The organism is Nocardia sp. CA-145437 (genome assembly GCF_050956485.1).
GTDB lineage: Bacteria > Actinomycetota > Actinomycetes > Mycobacteriales > Mycobacteriaceae > Nocardia.
Window position 1 is genome coordinate 3,762,623 of the sequence record NZ_CP191204.1, and the last position, 14,862, is coordinate 3,777,484.

Annotated in this window: 17 protein-coding genes; 12 read left to right on the forward strand and 5 right to left on the reverse strand. The window is 68.2% G+C overall.

Going from position 1 to position 14,862, the window contains the following annotated elements; translation table 11 throughout:
• The first annotated feature begins 136 nt into the window (after positions 1–136).
• Together ACQPYY_RS17605 and ACQPYY_RS17610 are read left to right on the forward strand one after the other, a co-directional pair.
• The gene (locus ACQPYY_RS17605) at positions 137–1,303 is read left to right on the forward strand and encodes a thiolase family protein (RefSeq protein ID WP_433590196.1); all 1,167 of its coding nucleotides are present in this window, start codon (positions 137–139) and stop codon (positions 1,301–1,303) included.
• Between the two features lie 130 nt (positions 1,304–1,433).
• Complete coding sequence (locus ACQPYY_RS17610; RefSeq protein ID WP_433590197.1) at positions 1,434–2,546, forward strand: DNA glycosylase AlkZ-like family protein; 1,113 nt, start codon at positions 1,434–1,436, stop codon at positions 2,544–2,546.
• Between the two features lie 18 nt (positions 2,547–2,564).
• Here the strand turns inward: ACQPYY_RS17610 and ACQPYY_RS17615 are convergent, their stop codons facing one another.
• Entirely contained in the window at positions 2,565–2,984 is a 420-nt protein-coding gene (locus ACQPYY_RS17615) for a hypothetical protein (protein ID WP_433590198.1), read from the reverse strand.
• Positions 2,985–3,385: 401 nt separating this feature from the next.
• Positions 3,386–3,862 carry a winged helix-turn-helix transcriptional regulator gene (locus ACQPYY_RS17620; protein ID WP_379099555.1) on the reverse strand — a complete coding sequence of 159 codons (477 nt, stop codon included), beginning with the start codon at positions 3,860–3,862 and terminating at the stop codon, positions 3,386–3,388.
• A 101-nt stretch (positions 3,863–3,963) separates the two neighbouring features.
• On the opposite strand from ACQPYY_RS17620, the gene ACQPYY_RS17625 reads away from it, so the two are divergent.
• Positions 3,964–5,367, forward strand: a complete 1,404-nt coding sequence (locus ACQPYY_RS17625; RefSeq protein WP_433590199.1) for an MFS transporter — start codon at positions 3,964–3,966, stop codon at positions 5,365–5,367.
• On the opposite strand, the gene ACQPYY_RS17630 is transcribed toward ACQPYY_RS17625, so the two are convergent.
• Positions 5,364–6,617, reverse strand: a complete 1,254-nt coding sequence (locus ACQPYY_RS17630) for an MFS transporter (RefSeq protein WP_433590200.1) — start codon at positions 6,615–6,617, stop codon at positions 5,364–5,366. The genes ACQPYY_RS17625 and ACQPYY_RS17630 overlap by 4 nt on opposite strands.
• A gap of 126 nt (positions 6,618–6,743) precedes the next feature.
• Between ACQPYY_RS17630 and ACQPYY_RS17635 the strand changes: the two genes are divergently transcribed.
• Positions 6,744–7,802, forward strand: coding sequence for a LysR family transcriptional regulator (locus ACQPYY_RS17635; protein WP_433590201.1), 1,059 nt, complete (start codon positions 6,744–6,746; stop codon positions 7,800–7,802).
• Here ACQPYY_RS17635 and ACQPYY_RS17640 read toward each other — a convergent pair.
• The gene (locus tag ACQPYY_RS17640) at positions 7,735–8,349 is read right to left on the reverse strand and encodes a Uma2 family endonuclease (protein WP_433590202.1); all 615 of its coding nucleotides are present in this window, start codon (positions 8,347–8,349) and stop codon (positions 7,735–7,737) included. The two genes, ACQPYY_RS17635 and ACQPYY_RS17640, sit on opposite strands and share 68 nt — an antisense overlap.
• A gap of 67 nt (positions 8,350–8,416) precedes the next feature.
• Between ACQPYY_RS17640 and ACQPYY_RS17645 the strand changes: the two genes are divergently transcribed.
• The 4 genes from ACQPYY_RS17645 (at position 8,417) to ACQPYY_RS17660 (ending at position 11,391) form a co-directional block, all read left to right on the forward strand.
• Positions 8,417–8,827 carry an NUDIX hydrolase gene (locus ACQPYY_RS17645; protein ID WP_433590203.1) on the forward strand — a complete coding sequence of 137 codons (411 nt, stop codon included), beginning with the start codon at positions 8,417–8,419 and terminating at the stop codon, positions 8,825–8,827.
• 139 nt (positions 8,828–8,966) lie between these two features.
• A complete protein-coding gene (locus ACQPYY_RS17650) occupies positions 8,967–10,088 on the forward strand; it encodes an NAD(P)H-dependent flavin oxidoreductase (protein ID WP_379341551.1) in 1,122 nt (373 codons plus the stop codon).
• A 218-nt stretch (positions 10,089–10,306) separates the two neighbouring features.
• Positions 10,307–11,131, forward strand: a complete 825-nt coding sequence (locus ACQPYY_RS17655; protein ID WP_433590204.1) for an HNH endonuclease family protein — start codon at positions 10,307–10,309, stop codon at positions 11,129–11,131.
• A 35-nt stretch (positions 11,132–11,166) separates the two neighbouring features.
• Positions 11,167–11,391 (forward strand): hypothetical protein, encoded by a 225-nt coding sequence (locus ACQPYY_RS17660; protein WP_357081764.1) that lies wholly within the window; start codon positions 11,167–11,169, stop codon positions 11,389–11,391.
• 3 nt (positions 11,392–11,394) lie between these two features.
• Here ACQPYY_RS17660 and ACQPYY_RS17665 read toward each other — a convergent pair whose 3' ends face one another.
• Positions 11,395–11,844, reverse strand: coding sequence for an SRPBCC family protein (locus ACQPYY_RS17665; RefSeq protein ID WP_433590205.1), 450 nt, complete (start codon positions 11,842–11,844; stop codon positions 11,395–11,397).
• A 190-nt stretch (positions 11,845–12,034) separates the two neighbouring features.
• Between ACQPYY_RS17665 and ACQPYY_RS17670 the strand changes: the two genes are divergently transcribed.
• The 4 genes from ACQPYY_RS17670 to ACQPYY_RS17685 all read left to right on the forward strand — a co-directional run bounded on the left by ACQPYY_RS17670 (position 12,035) and on the right by ACQPYY_RS17685 (position 14,855).
• Positions 12,035–12,568, forward strand: coding sequence for an NUDIX hydrolase (locus tag ACQPYY_RS17670; RefSeq protein WP_433590206.1), 534 nt, complete (start codon positions 12,035–12,037; stop codon positions 12,566–12,568).
• 126 nt (positions 12,569–12,694) lie between these two features.
• Entirely contained in the window at positions 12,695–13,279 is a 585-nt protein-coding gene (locus ACQPYY_RS17675; RefSeq protein WP_433590207.1) for a dihydrofolate reductase family protein, read from the forward strand.
• 11 nt (positions 13,280–13,290) lie between these two features.
• Positions 13,291–13,632, forward strand: a complete 342-nt coding sequence (locus tag ACQPYY_RS17680; protein ID WP_433590208.1) for a YciI family protein — start codon at positions 13,291–13,293, stop codon at positions 13,630–13,632.
• On the forward strand, positions 13,629–14,855 hold the full coding sequence (locus tag ACQPYY_RS17685; protein ID WP_433590209.1) for an RNA polymerase sigma factor: 1,227 nt from the start codon (positions 13,629–13,631) through the stop codon (positions 14,853–14,855). The genes ACQPYY_RS17680 and ACQPYY_RS17685 overlap by 4 nt, the downstream gene beginning before the upstream one ends.
• Positions 14,856–14,862: the final 7 nt, after the last annotated feature.

Genomic DNA, 14,862 nt, shown 5'->3' on the forward strand with positions numbered 1-14,862 from the left:
AACAGGTTAGCAATCGGAATCAGCGCGACAGGGAGGCTGGAAATCTGGGTGCTGACGACGCCACCGGTCGTGGGGTACAGTGCCTATGTTAACCGGAATTCGCATCCGGATCGTCCGCTGGGAACAGGGAGAAGTCATGACTTCCGCCGTCATCGTCGACGCCATTCGCACCCCGTCCGGAAAGGGGAAAGTCGGTGGCGGCCTGTCCGAAGTCCATCCGGCCACCCTGCTCGCGGGAGTACTGGGCAGCCTGATCGAGCGCACCGGAATCGACCCCGCGCTCGTCGACGATGTGATCGGCGGTTGCGTCACCCAGAGTGGTGAGCAGGCGTTCAATATCTCCCGCACCGCGGTGCTCGCGGCCGGCTTCCCGGAAGCGGTGCCCGCCACGACGGTGGACCGACAGTGCGGATCCTCACAGCAGGCCGCCCATTTCGCCGCCCAGGGCGTCATCGCCGGGGCCTATGACATCGCCATCGCGTGCGGCGTCGAGTCCATGTCGCGGGTGCCCATGTTCTCCAATGCCCAGGGCCAGGACGCCAACCGTGGCCCGATCGCGCACCGCTACCCGGACGGCCTGGTGCAGCAGGGCATCGCGGCCGAGGTGCTGGCCGCGCGCTGGAAGCTCGACCGGACCGCCCTCGACGAGTTCGCCGCCCGCTCGCACCGATCGGCCGCCGCCACCGCCGCGGCCGGGGGCTTCGACAACGAACTGGTGCCGGCGGGCACGATCAGCGCCGACGAGACCATTCGGGCCACCACCACCGTCGATGGCCTGGCCGGACTGAAGCCCGCCTTCACCGACGCCGAATTCAAGGCCCGCTTCCCGGAGATCGAATGGTCGATCACCCCGGGCAACTCCTCGCCGCTGACCGACGGCGCCTCCGCCGCGCTCATCATGAGCGAGGAGAAGGCCGCCCAGCTCGGCCTGAAGCCCCGCGCCCGCTTCCACTCCTTCGCCGTCACCGGCGACGACCCGCTGCTCATGCTCACCGCCGTCATCCCCGCCACCCGCAAGGTGCTGGCTCGCGCCGGGCTGTCCATCGACGATATCGACGTCTACGAGGTGAACGAGGCCTTCGCGCCGGTGCCGCTGGTGTGGGCGCGGGAGCTCGGCGCCGACCCGGCCAAGCTCAACCCGCGCGGCGGCGCGATCGCCCTGGGCCACCCGCTCGGCGCGTCCGGCGGCCGCATCCTGGCCACCATGCTCAACCACCTCGAGCAGACCGGCGGTCGCCACGGCCTGATGACCATGTGCGAGGCCGGTGGCCTGGCCAACGCCACCATCATCGAACGCCTCTGACAATGCGCGCCTGACACGGGAACCCGCGCGGGACGCGATGGACGGCACGTCGGCGCACCCACTGGATCACGGCCCGCGTCGGTCCTCGGTCGTATGCTCTGGCCGTTGCGGTCGAGCGGGTTCTGGAGGCGTGGTGCGGGTTTCGTGGGATCAGGTGTTCGCCTGGCGAGTGCGGCGGCAGTTCGTGGATCAGCGGACCCCCTCGAACGCGGTGGCCGTGGCCGAACAGCTGTGCGGGGTGCAGGCACAGGTCACCTCGGCCGCGGAAACAGCTGTGGCGCTGCGGCGTTCAACGGGGAAGCCCGGCGCGGTCGTCGACGCGCTGAGGGAGGGGACACTACTCAAGACCTGGGCCATGCGCGGGACGCTGCACGCCATGACGCCGGAGCAGGGCGCGGCCGCGCTCTCGCTCATGGCCTCGGCGCGGACCTGGGAGAAACCGGCGTGGACCAAGGCCTCCGGGGCGACGCCCGAGGATGTCGCCGCGCTGGTGAAGGCGGTCGGCGGGATTCTCGACGGGCAGGTGCTCACGCGGGACGAGCTGGTGTCGGCCCTGATCGCCGAACCGCGCTTCCAGCCGCTGGAGCAGCACCTCCGCTCGGGGTGGGGGTCGATGCTCAAGCCGCTGGCCTGGCAAGGGGCGCTCTGCTACGGCCCGGCGCGCGGCACCTCGGTCACCTTCACCAATCCCACGCACGTCGTGCCCGAGTGGGCCGGCATTCCGGAACCCGATGACGCCGCGCCCACGATCGTCCGCGCCTACCTCGGCACGCACGGCCCGGCGTCGCCGGAGATCTTCAATACCTGGCTGACCCGCGGATTCCTCAGCAAAACGACTGTGCGCCGCTGGTTCTCGGCACTGGGAAACGAACTGACGGAGATCGACGTCGAGGGCCGCCGCGGCTACTTCCTGACCGAGCACCTCGACGAGCTGGCGCAGACGAAGCCGACCTCCGCGGTTCATCTACTCGGCCAGTTCGACCAGTACGTGCTGGGCCCCGGCACCGGCGACACCGTGCTGCTGCCGGGCGACCATCGCGCCAAGGTCAGCCGCACCGCGGGCTGGATCTCGCCGCTGGTGCTCGTCGGCGGCCGGATCGCCGGCACGTGGGAGGCCGAGGACGGCACACTGGTCGTGTCCATGTTCGACGGCGCGCCCGTACCGACCGCCGAGATCGCCGCTCAGCTGCCGACGGTCGCCAAGGCCACCGGACACCAGCTCACGGGCGTCCGGGCCGCCTGACTCCGATAGTGGTGCGGTTCAGTTCGATTCGACGACCGGATCGACCCACACCCACCACCCGGTGTCGGCGATGGTGACGGCGATCGCGCGTCCGTCCATCTCGACCTCGGCGGTGCCGGGGCGATCGGCGCGACCATAGGCCCATCGCACGCCGCTCACGTTCGAGCCGTAGCCGAGCACGTAGACCGACCCGCGACTGCCCACCGCGATGAACTCGCCCGCGCCGACACTCATCCCGGCCCGCCATTCGCCGTCGTCGAGGATCAGCTCGTCGAGGTCGATCTCGGAACCGTCGCCGTTGGTGTCGACGAGCGCGAACGCGAACGCGCCGTTGCTCGCCAGCGCCAGCACGCGCGAATGCCGCGGATGCCAGCCGCCGACCGCCAGGACGGTCTCCGGGCTCGGCCGGGTGGACTCACTCGGTTCAGCGGGACGCACCGCCACCACCTTTCTTCCGCATGCCGCGGAAACCAGCTGAGAAACCAGGGCACCGCGGAGCAGGCGAGGACCGCCTGCGCGAGGTACCTGGTCGAATTGTCCGGGAGGCCCAGATCACGATCAAGCTGCCCCTCCGGATAGCACCAAGCCCGCGGAGATGACCAGCGCGACGACGTGCTTCCGGGCCCACCGGGTCCGGCGACTGTCAGGCCTGTCGAGATCCCCCCGAATCCGTTGTGCGCGAACCGCTTCGACAGCGCGCCACTCCACGGATTCCAGGGCACCTATCGGTTCGCGGCCCGTGGGTGCTCCCGCGCGTGGCACGGGCTGGACGCGATCATCAGCGGCCGGGCAGCAACGCGGGGGTGCGGGCGGCACCCCGGGGCCGGAGGGTTCATGCCTCAGCCACGAGCGGGCAGCAGGTCCGGGTCATGGGCACCCGGGCCCAACTGCAGGCGCAGGTCTTTCGAGGCGACGGGCTCACCGCATTCGGAGCAGGCGGGCTGGACGGTCATGGTGTGGCCGCAGCCGGTGTGCACGGCTTCGATCGGCGGACCGTCGGGGGCCGCCCATTCGTCACCCCATTGCCGCATGGCGGCGAGGATCGTCCACAGGGAGCGACCCTTGTCGGTGAGGCGGTAGTCGTAGCGGACCGGGTTGTCCTGATAGGGGGTCTTCTCCAGGACTCCTTGCTCGACCAGGTGTTCCAGGCGCTGGGTGAGCACATTGCGGGCGATGCCGAGGCGGGTGCGGAAGTCGTCGAAGCGGGTCACCCCGAACAGGGCGTCCCGCACGATCAGCAGCGTCCACCACTCGCCGACCACCTCCAGGCATTGGGCGATGGAGCAGTTCATGTCCTCGAAGCTGGTTCGCCGCATATCCCACAGCATAGTCGGTTGCTTGAAGAGACTCACTACCTTATGGTCAGTCGCATGATGCAACTCACTGGGTTCGATGCCCCGAGACATGGGGGAGAGCGATGAATGCCGTTGTCACACAGGAGGAGCGGCGGGCAGTCGATTCGCGGGTGGTGCTCGGCATCGTCGCGGTGGCGGTGCTGCTGTCCAGCCTGGACCTGTTCATCGTCAATGTGGCGCTGCCGCGGATAGCCGAGGATTTCTCGGGTGCGCGGATCTCCGGGCTCTCGTGGGTGCTCAACGCGTACGCGATCGTCTACGCGGCCCTGCTGGTGCCCGCGGGACGTCTCGGTGACCGCAACGGGCACAAGACGACCTTCCTGACCGGGCTCGGCGTCTTCGTGCTCGGATCGGCGTTGTGCGCGGTGGCCCCGAACACGGGAGCACTGGTCGCGTTCCGGGTGGTCCAGGCCGCCGGCGCGGCACTGCTCACCCCGTCCTCGCTCGGCCTGCTGCTGGCCGCGACACCGGCCGAGCGGCGGGCGACGGCGGTCCGACTGTGGGTCGCCTTCGGCGGTCTGGGCGCTGCGCTGGGCCCGGTGCTCGGCGGACTGCTCGTCGAACTGCATTGGCGCTGGGTGTTTCTGGTGAACGTGCCGCTGGGAATCATCGCCCTGCTGGTCGGCGTCCGGTTGCTGCCGCGACCCGCGGGCACGGGCGGCCCCCTGCCCGATGGGGTCGGCGCGCTCTCGCTGATCGCCTCGGTGGGTTCGCTGATCCTGGCCGTGGTGAAGGGACAGGACTGGGGCTGGGGATCCGCGGGAGTGCTCGGTGCGGTCGCGGCGACCATCGTCTTCGCGGCAGTCTTCGTGTTCTCTTCACGCCGCCACCACAGCCCCGTCGTCGATCCGGGCCTGCTGCGCGTCCCGAACTTCACTGTCGTGCTCGGCAATTCCCTGCTGTTCAACTTCGCCTTCGCGGGCATGCTGCTCTCGGCGGTGCTCTGGATGCAGAACGTCTGGGGCTGGTCCGCACTGAAGACCGGCCTCGGCATCGCCCCCGGCCCCCTGGTCGTGCCGGTCGTCGCGATCGCGGCGGGCCCCTTCATCGCGCGGGTCGGCGTCGGCCGAGTCCTCGCCCTCGGCGGAATGGCCTTCGCGGCCGGAATCATCTGGTGGGCCCAGGCCGTCGCCCTGCACGCCAACTACGCGACCGGGCTCCTCGCCGGGATGCTGCTGACCGGCCTCGGCGTCGGCCTGACCCTGCCCACCGGCACCGCCGCCGGCACCTCGGGCCTGCCGCCCCAGCAATTCGCGACCGGCTCGGCCGTCCTCACCATGGCCCGCCAGCTCGGAATGGCCGTAGGCGTAGCGGTTCTCGTGGCGGTCTTGGGTTCACCGCACGGCGGACCGGCAACCCTGGACGCCTTCCGCCACGGCTGGTACGTGATCGCCGCCGCGTCCGTCGCCGCGGGAGCATTGGGCCTGGCGGTACGAATGCCCAAGCCTGCCGCCACCTCCGGCTAGGCCCGCGACCGCGCGGTTTCGGAGAGGCCCGGGCCGGTGGCGCCGCCCGGGCGCTCCTCGCGGGGGAGGAGCAGTGGGCTGGCCAGGATCAGCAGGCCCACGACCGCGATGGCCGCGCGGGGGCTGGTGACGCTCGCGAGGAGTCCGCCGAGGGCACTGAGTCCGGCGATGGCGAGGCCGCTGCTGATCGACCACGCCGAGAGGGTGCGGGCGACAAGGTCTTTCGGTGTGTGTTCGAGGCGGTAGGTGGCCAGCACCGGGGTGTAGAGGCTCATATTGATGATGATCGCGAGCTCTACCACGATCACAGTCACGAGGCCGAGGACGCCGGGCTGGACGAAGACGAGGCCGATCAGCCAGATGGCGCGCAGGGTGCCGACCGTGCGGAGCACGCGGAACTGGCCATGGCGAGCCACCACCCGGGCCGCCAGGCGGGAGCCGATGAGGCCGCCGAGGCAGGGGGCGGCGAAGGCCAGGCCGTATTGCCAAGGGCTGAAGTGGAGTTCGCGGAGCAGGAGGACGGCGAGCAGGGGCTCGGTGGTCATGATCAGGCCGTTGACGAGAAGCTGGTTGAGATAGAGGGACCGGAGGCCGGGGTGGCTCAGCAGGTGCCGCCAGCCTTCCAGGAGGTCAGCGGTTCGGGGGGTGCTCACGGTTTTCTGGTGGGGGCGTTGCTCATTGCCGCCGATCGCGGTGACTGCGAAGGCCGACAGCAGGTAGCTGACCGCGTCGGCGATCACGGTGACGACCGGACCGAATACGCCGATCGCCGCGCCGCCCAGCGGGGGTCCGAGGGCGATGGAACTCCAGTTGGTCGATTCGAATCGTGCGTTGGCGACCAGCAGGTCGTCCGGGCGGACGAGGGACTTCAGGTATGCGCCACTCGCGGCGCCGAAGGCGATCTTGGCCGCGGCGACGACGGCCGAGACGACCAGCAACTGGGCGAAGCCGAGATGCCCGAGGGCGTAGGCGATCGGGATGCTCAGCATGATCGCGAATCGCAGCAGGTCCATCGCGATCATCACCGGGCGCTTGGGCTGGAACTCCACCCAGGGGCCGAGCGGCAGGGCGATCAGTGCGCCGACCGCGGGCCCGACGGCCGCCAGTGTGGAGACCTGAATGGGGCTGGCGTGCAATACGGTGACGGCGATCAGCGGGAGGGCGCCGAAGCCCAGGCCGGAGCCATAGGCGTTGACCGCGTAGGACGCCCACAGCCATCCGAACTCGCGGCCCAGTGCTCGTCTGGCCATCACGCTGCCTACCTCCCGAACAACTCACTGTTGACGGAGGTGATCCAATCAATCGAGGAAAGGCGAGATCAAACAACCGTTTTGTCGGCGAGCCACAACCGCGCGTTGTGGGAGTACGGTGTGCCCGTGGATCTCACCGGTGTGCGCACCTTCGTCGCGGTCGCGGACGCGGGCCAGTTCCAGGAAGCCGCCCACGCGTTATCGATCACCCAGCAGGCAGTTTCCAAACGCATTGCGGCGCTGGAGAAGTACTTGGATGTGCGCTTGTTCGCCCGGACCGCGCGCGGGGCCGAGCTGACCATCGACGGGCGGTCGTTCCTGCCGCACGCACGGGAACTGCTGCGGGTGGCCGACCGCGCCGACGCCTCGGTGCGGCCCGGCCGGCGCGCGTTGCGTGTGGATGTGGTGAACAGGCGCGTGGTCATGGCGTCGCTGCTCCAGGACTTCCATCGCGCTCACCCCGATATCGCGCTCGACATCGTCACCCTCGAAGGCGATGCCGAGGCCGCGATCGCGGCCGTCGAGGCGGGGACGATCGACGCCACCTTCCATGCCATCCGAGTACGGCAGCAGCTGCCCCGCGGGATCAGCACGGCCCGGGTCATCGACGAGCCGCACGAGCTGCTGGTCGGCCCGGGCCATCCTTTCGCCAACGCCCGGGCGGTGACGCCCGGGCAACTGGCCGGGCACCGCATCTGGATGCCCGGTCTGCCCACGCACGGCGAGGTCGCCGACTACTTCGCCGAACTCACCGAGACCTTCGGATTCACCATCGACCGGCTCGGCCTGGTCTTCTCGAAAGAGGCCCTGCTCGAGGAGATCGCCGACTCGGCGGACCTGGCGACCCTGGTCGGCCGAGGTACCCGATACCTGTGGCCGGACAGCTTCGACCTGCGGCGCATCCCCGTGCGCGGCCCCTCGCTGGTCTACCCGCTGTCCCTGATCTGGCGTACCGACAACGCGCATCCAGCGCTCCCCGAACTCCGGGGTCATCTCGACGCACGACGGACAGCCGAGCCCGAGGACGAGATCTGGCTGCCGACATGGGCGCAACGCATCCCGCGGCCTGTCGACTCACGGAACGCTGGACTGAGCCAGACCGACGAAGCGTGTCCCACTACCAGCGGCGCGGAAGCTGACTCTGCAGGTCCTCGAACATCACCGCGACTTTCACGGGGTCGGTGAGTACCAGCGCCTCGGTGTGCTGGTTCCAGCCGACGTACCGCCGGCCCGACCAATCCAGTCGCAGCTCCTCGATCACGGTGATCTGTTGCCAGTCCTTGTCGAAGTGGACGATGAGGTACACCGGAATGCCTGCACGGGCGTACAACTCACGCTTGATGCCGATATCGTCATCGATCGTGCTGTCGGATGTCACCTCCACAACCAGCAGCGTCTGGTCTGCGACCTGCCCCACGTCGTACGGTCCGCCGGAGCAATCCCGCAGGATCAGATCGGGATAGCGGGCCCGCAATCGACGGCGCGGGTCGCCATGATCGTTGTCGGCCAATCGCATCGGCGTATCGCCGTGCACTTCCCGGCAGGGCCCATCCGGGTCGATGGAGTACTCGAGTGCGGACCTCAGGCGGTGCACGACTCGATCGTGTACTGGGCTCTGGGCCATACATTCCAGCATCACACCGTCGTGGATCTCACCGAAGGCATCGGCGGGCCCGGCAAGAAACTCCTCGACCGTCACGAGTCGAGGCGGCTCCTGGCCAGGCTTTGACATGCCGACAGCGTACCCCCGGCGACGTCGCGAACCGGACCGTCCGCGCAGCGCGCGCTATGGTGCGCGAATGCGGACGGAGCGGGAGCAGCGGCTGATCGACACGGTGGCGTGGGTGCGGATCGAGGGCGGGAGGATTCTGTGCGCGCGGCCGAGCGGCAAGGACGTCTTCTATATCCCGGGCGGGAAACGCGAAGGGGACGAGACCGATCTGCAGACGCTCGTGCGCGAGATCCGCGAGGAGCTGACCGTGGAGATCGCCCCGGAGACGGTCGCTCACGTGGGCACCTACGAGGCTTTGATTCCCGACGCGGTCGTGCGCATGGCCTGCTATACGGCCGAATACTCCGGCGACATCGCGGTCAGCAGCGAGATCCAGGAGATCGCCTGGTTCAGCTACGCGGACCGGCCGCACGTGCCGCCCGTGGACCAGCTCCTTTTCGATGATCTGCATGCCGACGGGCTGCTCGCGCACGGCTGACCATTCCCGGCAACTAGAACATGTTGTTGACAGTGACCTACGGGTAGGCATCGAGAGACTGGTCCGAATGTAGAACATGTTCTAGTGTGGTGGGCACAACATTTCCAGTGTCGGAAAGTTCAGAGGAGCCCACCACACCATGCGTACCGAGATCTGCGATCGCCTCGGCATCGATGTGCCCATCTTCGCCTTCACCCACTGCCGGGACGTGGCCGCCGCGGTCAGCAATGCGGGCGGTCTCGGCGTGCTCGGTGCGGTCGGGTTCACCGCCGAGCAGCTCGAGGTCGAGCTGCAGTGGCTGGACGAGCACGTGCAGGGCGTCTACGGCGTCGACCTGGTCATCCCGTCCAAGTACGAGGGCAAGGGCGTCGAGGGCCTGAGCCCCGAGGAGCTGGAAGCCCAGCTGGCCAAGCTGGTTCCGCAGGGCCACCGCGACTTCGCGGAGAAAATCCTCAACGACCACGGCGTGCCGCACCTGCCGCCGGAGGAGAAGCACAACCAGCTGCTGGGCTGGACCGCCACGACGGTGGCCCCGCAGATCGAGGTCATCCTCAACCACCCCAAGGCGAAGCTGGTCGCCAACGCGCTGGGCACCCCGCCCGACGACGTGATCAAGCAGATCCAGGACTCCGGCCGCCTGATCGGCGCGCTGTGCGGTTCGGTCAAGCACGCCATGAACCACAAGAACGCCGGACTGGACTTCGTGGTCATGCAGGGCACCGAGGGCGGCGGCCACTGCGGCGAGATCGCCTCGATGGTGTTGTGGCCGCAGGTCATCGACGCGATCGGTGATATGCCGGCGCTCGCGGCCGGCGGCATCGGCGACGGCCGTCAGGTCGCGGCGGCCCTGGCCATGGGTGCGGCGGGCGCGTGGACCGGCTCGCTGTGGCTGACCGTAGAGGAGGCCAATGTGCCGCCCGCGCAGATGCAGACCTACATCGACGCCACCAGCTCCGACACCGTGCGTTCGCGCTCGTGGACCGGCAAGCCGTGCCGCATGCTCAAGAACGACTGGACCGAGGCCTGGGAGGCCGAGGACACCCCGAACCCGCTCGGCATGCCGCTGCAGATGATGGTCGCCCTCGACGGCGTCAAGCGCGGCCACCGCTACCCCGAGCAGGCCAAGGACGTGAACTTCAACCCGGTCGGCCAGGTCGTCGGCATGATGAACAAGATGGAGCGCTCCGCGGACGTCATGCAGCGCCTCATCAACGAGTACCTCGAGGCGTGCGAGCGGCTGAACAAGCTGAACAACGCCTGATCGACACCGCCTGATTCTCAGGACAATTCGGCGCGCCGGGTAGCTACTACCCGGCGCGCCGTCGCATATCCGCAGGTGGTGGCGCGGGACGGGCTGCGCCGCCATTGTTTTCGATCTTCGCGGGACCCACCATGGAGTCACGGTGGGTGTGACGCAGGTCTCCGAACCTCGGGTGCGACTTGCCGATTCGGGTCGCCGATTGCGAAGGTTTGCGGGATATGTTGCGCACAAATCCATTACGCCTGTCGGATCGCCTGTCCCCGGCCCAGCGCCGCCTGCTGCAAGCGGTCGTATCGCTATTGATCGTGGCCGCACTGGCCGTCGCTTTCACCATCCTCGAAAAACGCGGCGGCACAGACAAACCGGAGTCGAGTGGGCCGCCGATTCCCGATCGCGGCGCGCAACCGGCCGGATCGGCCAAGGAGATCAACGCGCTGCTGGGCAAACTCAAGGTGGCCGACGAGCTGCCGATGACCGGCTATTCGCGCGACCGCTTCCCGCACTGGGACACCGAGAAGCCCGAGCACGGATTCGGTGACAGCTTCGCGCAATACAGCCGCTGCACCACCCGCGAGGTGGTGCTGATACGCGACGCGACCGGACCGGTGAAACTGGATCCGAGCAGCTGCAAATTCAGCGGCCTCGGCGCCACTGCGGGCTGGCGCGACCAGTACGGGGTCATGGACAAGAAGACCAATGCCCTCAAGCCCTACAAGTGGACCACCGATTCGTCGGGCCTGGACATCGACCACATCGTGGCGCTGGCCGAGGCGTGGCGGTCGGGCGCGGCGAAGCTCGACGACGACACCCGCCGCCATATCGCCAATGACGCGTTGAACCTGGTGATTTCCGATCCCACCGCCAACCGTTCCAAGGGGGACCAGGATCCGTCCAGTTACCTGCCACCCGGAAACTTCCGGTGCGCCTATATCGGGCACTACATCCAGGTGAAACTAAAGTACGGATTGAACGTCGACACCAAGGAACAGTCCGCATTGCAGACAGCGGTGAAGGACTGCATCAGCAAGGGAGAGTTCACATAGTCGCCATCGTCGAAATCCAGAGCGAGGCAGCCGTCATGACCCGGGAAGAGGGAACGGTCTCCGGGGATCTCGATGTGACGCTGGACTACTCAGGCCACGGGCTCGTGCGCTATCGCGGTACCGCCACCTGGTACACCATCGGAAATCTGGAGGACGAGGAGCCGCGCAGCTGGACCAGCGTGCAGGACCTGGCCACCGCTATCGAGCACGAGAGCGGTGGCCGCGACGCCGCGGGCAATGTGACGCCGTTCGAGGCGTGAACGCTAGTCGCGCACGGCTTTCAGGGCCTCGGCGCGGGTCTTGACGGCTTCGGTCATGCCGGTGAAGCCCTTGCGCAGCGCGCCGCCGAGCAGGCCGCCGACGACCACCGACAGCGGGCCGTTGAGCTGGAAGTGCGAGTCGTAGCGGGTGCGGCCGTCGCCGAGATCGGTGATCAGGTGCGAGCGTTCGCTGCTGAGCACGCCGAGCGGCGCGGGCTTCATGTTGTAGCTGAACTCGCGCCCCGGGGTGCAGGAGCGGACGAACTCGCGCTGCTGCTTGGGCGGGCCGACCAGCTGCACGCGCATGTCGATGGGGGAGCCGGGTTCCAGGGTGGTCTTGCACTCCAGGACGAAGGGATTCCATTCCCCGTACGCGTCCACATCGGTGAGCACCTGCCAGACCAGCTCGGCGGGTGCGTCGATCTCCACGCTTTTGTCGATGACGAAGGCCATGGGGGAACAATACTGACACCAGTTCTAGATGGCGGGGTGGGTCTCACTCCGTGGAGGCACCCGCATCTCGCTCAGGCCGGGGATCCCGGTGACCGGGAGGCGATCCTACGGTCCGGGCATGACGGTTGAGGCTCCGCGCAATCACCTACGGCCCCGGCCACTTACGCCCCAGTCCCCGTACCGTCGACTCATGACTCTCGCCGAGCGCTACCCACAACTGCACGCCCCCGCTCGCTGGGAGTGGGGCGGGCTCGACGTCCAGTTCTCGACCGAGCTGCCACCCGATGACCTCGTCACCAATATCCACCTCGTCTGTTTCGTCGGCGACCGCATCGTCCTGTGCCGCGACGAGCGCGGTGTCTGGATCCTGCCCGGCGGCACCCGCGAGGCCGGAGAATCCATCGAGTCCTGCGTCATCCGGGAACTCGCGGAGGAGGCGGGCGCCGAACTGGACGGGCCCATCCTGCAATTCGGTGCGCACTACGCGACGACGGACCGTCCCGAGCCGTATCGCCCCTGGCAGCCCCATCCGCACAAGGCCTGGCTGTGGTGCATCGCCGAGGTGCGACTGACGGGCGCACCGACCAATCCCGAGGACGCCGAACAGATCCAGGAGGTCGGACTGTTCACTCTCCCGGAAGCCCTGCGCCGAGTCCGCACGGACGGCCACTATCTCCCCGAACTTCTGATGCTGGCGGTGGAGCTCACGCGTCCGAACGCCTGAACGGAACCGCGGCCGAATACCCTTGCTGGGAAAAAGTTCGGCGCCGGTGTCGATTTCGCCTGTGGCTTTTCGTGTAGGAGGTGAACGGTCGCGGAAGAGCGGTCAACTCGAGCGAAGGAGCATCTCATGCGCAAAGTCAACGCCACTTTGTCCGTCACTCTCGACGGAGTTGTCCAAGGCCTGGGACGTCCGGACGAGGACACCCGCGGCGGCTTCACCCACGGGGGCTGGGGCGGCAAGTACAACGACGAGGTCATGGCGGCGGAGATGGGCAAGGGTATGGCCGAGCCCACGGACATGCTGTTCGGGCACCGGACCTGGACGGACTTCATCACCGCCTGGGCAACCCGCACCGACGACAACCCGTTCACCACGCACATGAACGCGGCCACCAAGTACGTCTGTTCCAGGACTCTGGAGAACGCGGACGCCTGGCAGAACTCGATCCTGTTGTCGGGCGATGCCGCCGAGACGGTGGCCAAGCTCGTGACCGAGGATGGCAGGGACCTGACGATCATCGGTAGCGCCTCGCTGGTTCGCGACCTGCACGCCGCCGGCCTGGTCGACAGCTACACGCTGCTGATCCATCCGCTCACCCTCGGCACCGGCAGGCGACTGTTCGAGGGCAGCGCCCCGCTGACCGAATTCGAGCTCACCGGCAGCGTCACCACCACCAAGGGCGTGATCATCGCCCACTACACCCGCCTGTGAGGTAGGAATCCATGCAGAAGTACCTGCTGTCGATCTACCAGCCCGAGGGCGAGGCGGATCCCGCGGCCATGGTCCGGATCGCGGCCGATCTGCACAAGTTCAACGAGGAACTGCGCGAGAGCGGCTCGTGGGTGTTCACCGGCGGCCTGCACGCGCCCGGCACGGCTACCGTCGTGCGCGCCGACGGCATGCTCACCGACGGTCCCTACGTCGAGGGCAAAGAACACGTCGGCGGGATCTGGGTGATCACCGCACCCGATCTGGACGTCGCACTGGAATGGGGCCGCAAGGCGGCCGCCGCGACCACGCTGCCGATCGAAGTCCGCCCGTTCCAGGACGTCGAACCGTATTGAGTCCGACACCGGAGGGGATCGCGGCCGTGTTCCGCGCCGAGTACGGCAGAGCCGTCGCCGTACTCGTGCGCGGACTCGGCGATATCAGCGCGGCCGAGGACGCCGTCGCCCACGCGTTCACCACGGCGCTGCAGCGCTGGCCGGTCGATGGCATGCCGCCCAGCCCGGCCGGCTGGATCATCACCACCGCCCGCAACCGGGCCGTCGACGAGCTGCGCCGCGAATCGGTTCGCGCGCACAAGCACGCCGAGGCTCAGCGCCTCCACAGCCCGGACGAAGCCGACGAGGAGGGCCCGGTGCGCGACGACCGTCTGCGGCTGATCTTCACCTGCTGCCACCCGGCCCTGGCTCTCCCCGCGCAGGTGGCGCTCACACTGCGGCTCCTCGGCGGGCTCACCACGACCGAGATCGCCCACGCCTTCCTCGTGCCCGAACCAACGATGGCGCAGCGTCTCGTCCGAGCCAAGGCCAAGATCCGTGACGCCAAGATCCCCTACCGGGTGCCCCGCGACGCCGATCTGCCCGCCCGGCTCGGCGCGGTACTCGCGGTGCTCTACCTGATCTTCAACGAAGGCTACGTCGCCACCTCCGGCGCCGAACTCGCTCGCGCCGAACTCTGTGCCGAGGCGATCCGCCTGGCCCGGCTGCTGGTCGAGCTCATGCCCGACGAACCGGAGGCCGCGGGTTTGCTCGCGCTGATGCTGCTGATCGAGGCCCGGCGCGACGCCCGCACCGACCTCGACGGCTGCCTGGTCCGACTCGCCGACCAGGACCGCTCCCGCTGGAACGCCGACCTGGTGACCGAGGGTCGCGCGGTCACCCGCGCCTGCCTGCGCCGTAATCAGCCGGGCCGGTACCAGATTCTGGCCGCGATCAATGCCGTGCACACCGACCCCGTCACCGACTGGACGCAGATCCTCGCGCTCTACGACCAACTCGTGCACTTCGACACCGGCCCGGTGGTCGCACTCCACCGTGCTGTCGCGGTCGCCGAGGTCCAGGGCCCGGCAGCGGCGTTACGTGTGGTGGATGATCTGAATCTCGGGCACTACTACCTGTTTCACGCGATCCGCGGTGACCTGCTCGCCCGCCTCGGGCGAACAGCGGAAGCCGATCAGAATTTCGACGTCGCGGCGCAGCTCACCGGGAACCAGTCGGAACGCACCTTCTTACTCACCCGCCGCGATCAACTGGGCCGAACCGACCGCCCCCGCGAAGACTGACCGACAA

Bases quoted from the DNA above. Each gene is read 5' to 3' on its own strand.
- ACQPYY_RS17665 (WP_433590205.1), bottom strand. From the start codon at position 11,844: ATGGCCTTCGTCATCGACAAAAGCGTGGAGATCGACGCACCCGCCGAG.
- ACQPYY_RS17605 (WP_433590196.1), top strand. From the start codon at position 137: ATGACTTCCGCCGTCATCGTCGACGCCATTCGCACCCCGTCCGGAAAG.
- ACQPYY_RS17650 (WP_379341551.1), top strand. From the start codon at position 8,967: ATGCGTACCGAGATCTGCGATCGCCTCGGCATCGATGTGCCCATCTTC.
- ACQPYY_RS17655 (WP_433590204.1), top strand. From the start codon at position 10,307: ATGTTGCGCACAAATCCATTACGCCTGTCGGATCGCCTGTCCCCGGCC.
- ACQPYY_RS17670 (WP_433590206.1), top strand. From the start codon at position 12,035: ATGACTCTCGCCGAGCGCTACCCACAACTGCACGCCCCCGCTCGCTGG.
- ACQPYY_RS17625 (WP_433590199.1), top strand. From the start codon at position 3,964: ATGAATGCCGTTGTCACACAGGAGGAGCGGCGGGCAGTCGATTCGCGG.
- ACQPYY_RS17680 (WP_433590208.1), top strand. From the start codon at position 13,291: ATGCAGAAGTACCTGCTGTCGATCTACCAGCCCGAGGGCGAGGCGGAT.
- ACQPYY_RS17645 (WP_433590203.1), top strand. From the start codon at position 8,417: ATGCGGACGGAGCGGGAGCAGCGGCTGATCGACACGGTGGCGTGGGTG.
- ACQPYY_RS17630 (WP_433590200.1), bottom strand. From the start codon at position 6,617: ATGGCCAGACGAGCACTGGGCCGCGAGTTCGGATGGCTGTGGGCGTCC.
- ACQPYY_RS17660 (WP_357081764.1), top strand. From the start codon at position 11,167: ATGACCCGGGAAGAGGGAACGGTCTCCGGGGATCTCGATGTGACGCTG.
- ACQPYY_RS17620 (WP_379099555.1), bottom strand. From the start codon at position 3,862: ATGCGGCGAACCAGCTTCGAGGACATGAACTGCTCCATCGCCCAATGC.
- ACQPYY_RS17640 (WP_433590202.1), bottom strand. From the start codon at position 8,349: ATGTCAAAGCCTGGCCAGGAGCCGCCTCGACTCGTGACGGTCGAGGAG.
- ACQPYY_RS17675 (WP_433590207.1), top strand. From the start codon at position 12,695: ATGCGCAAAGTCAACGCCACTTTGTCCGTCACTCTCGACGGAGTTGTC.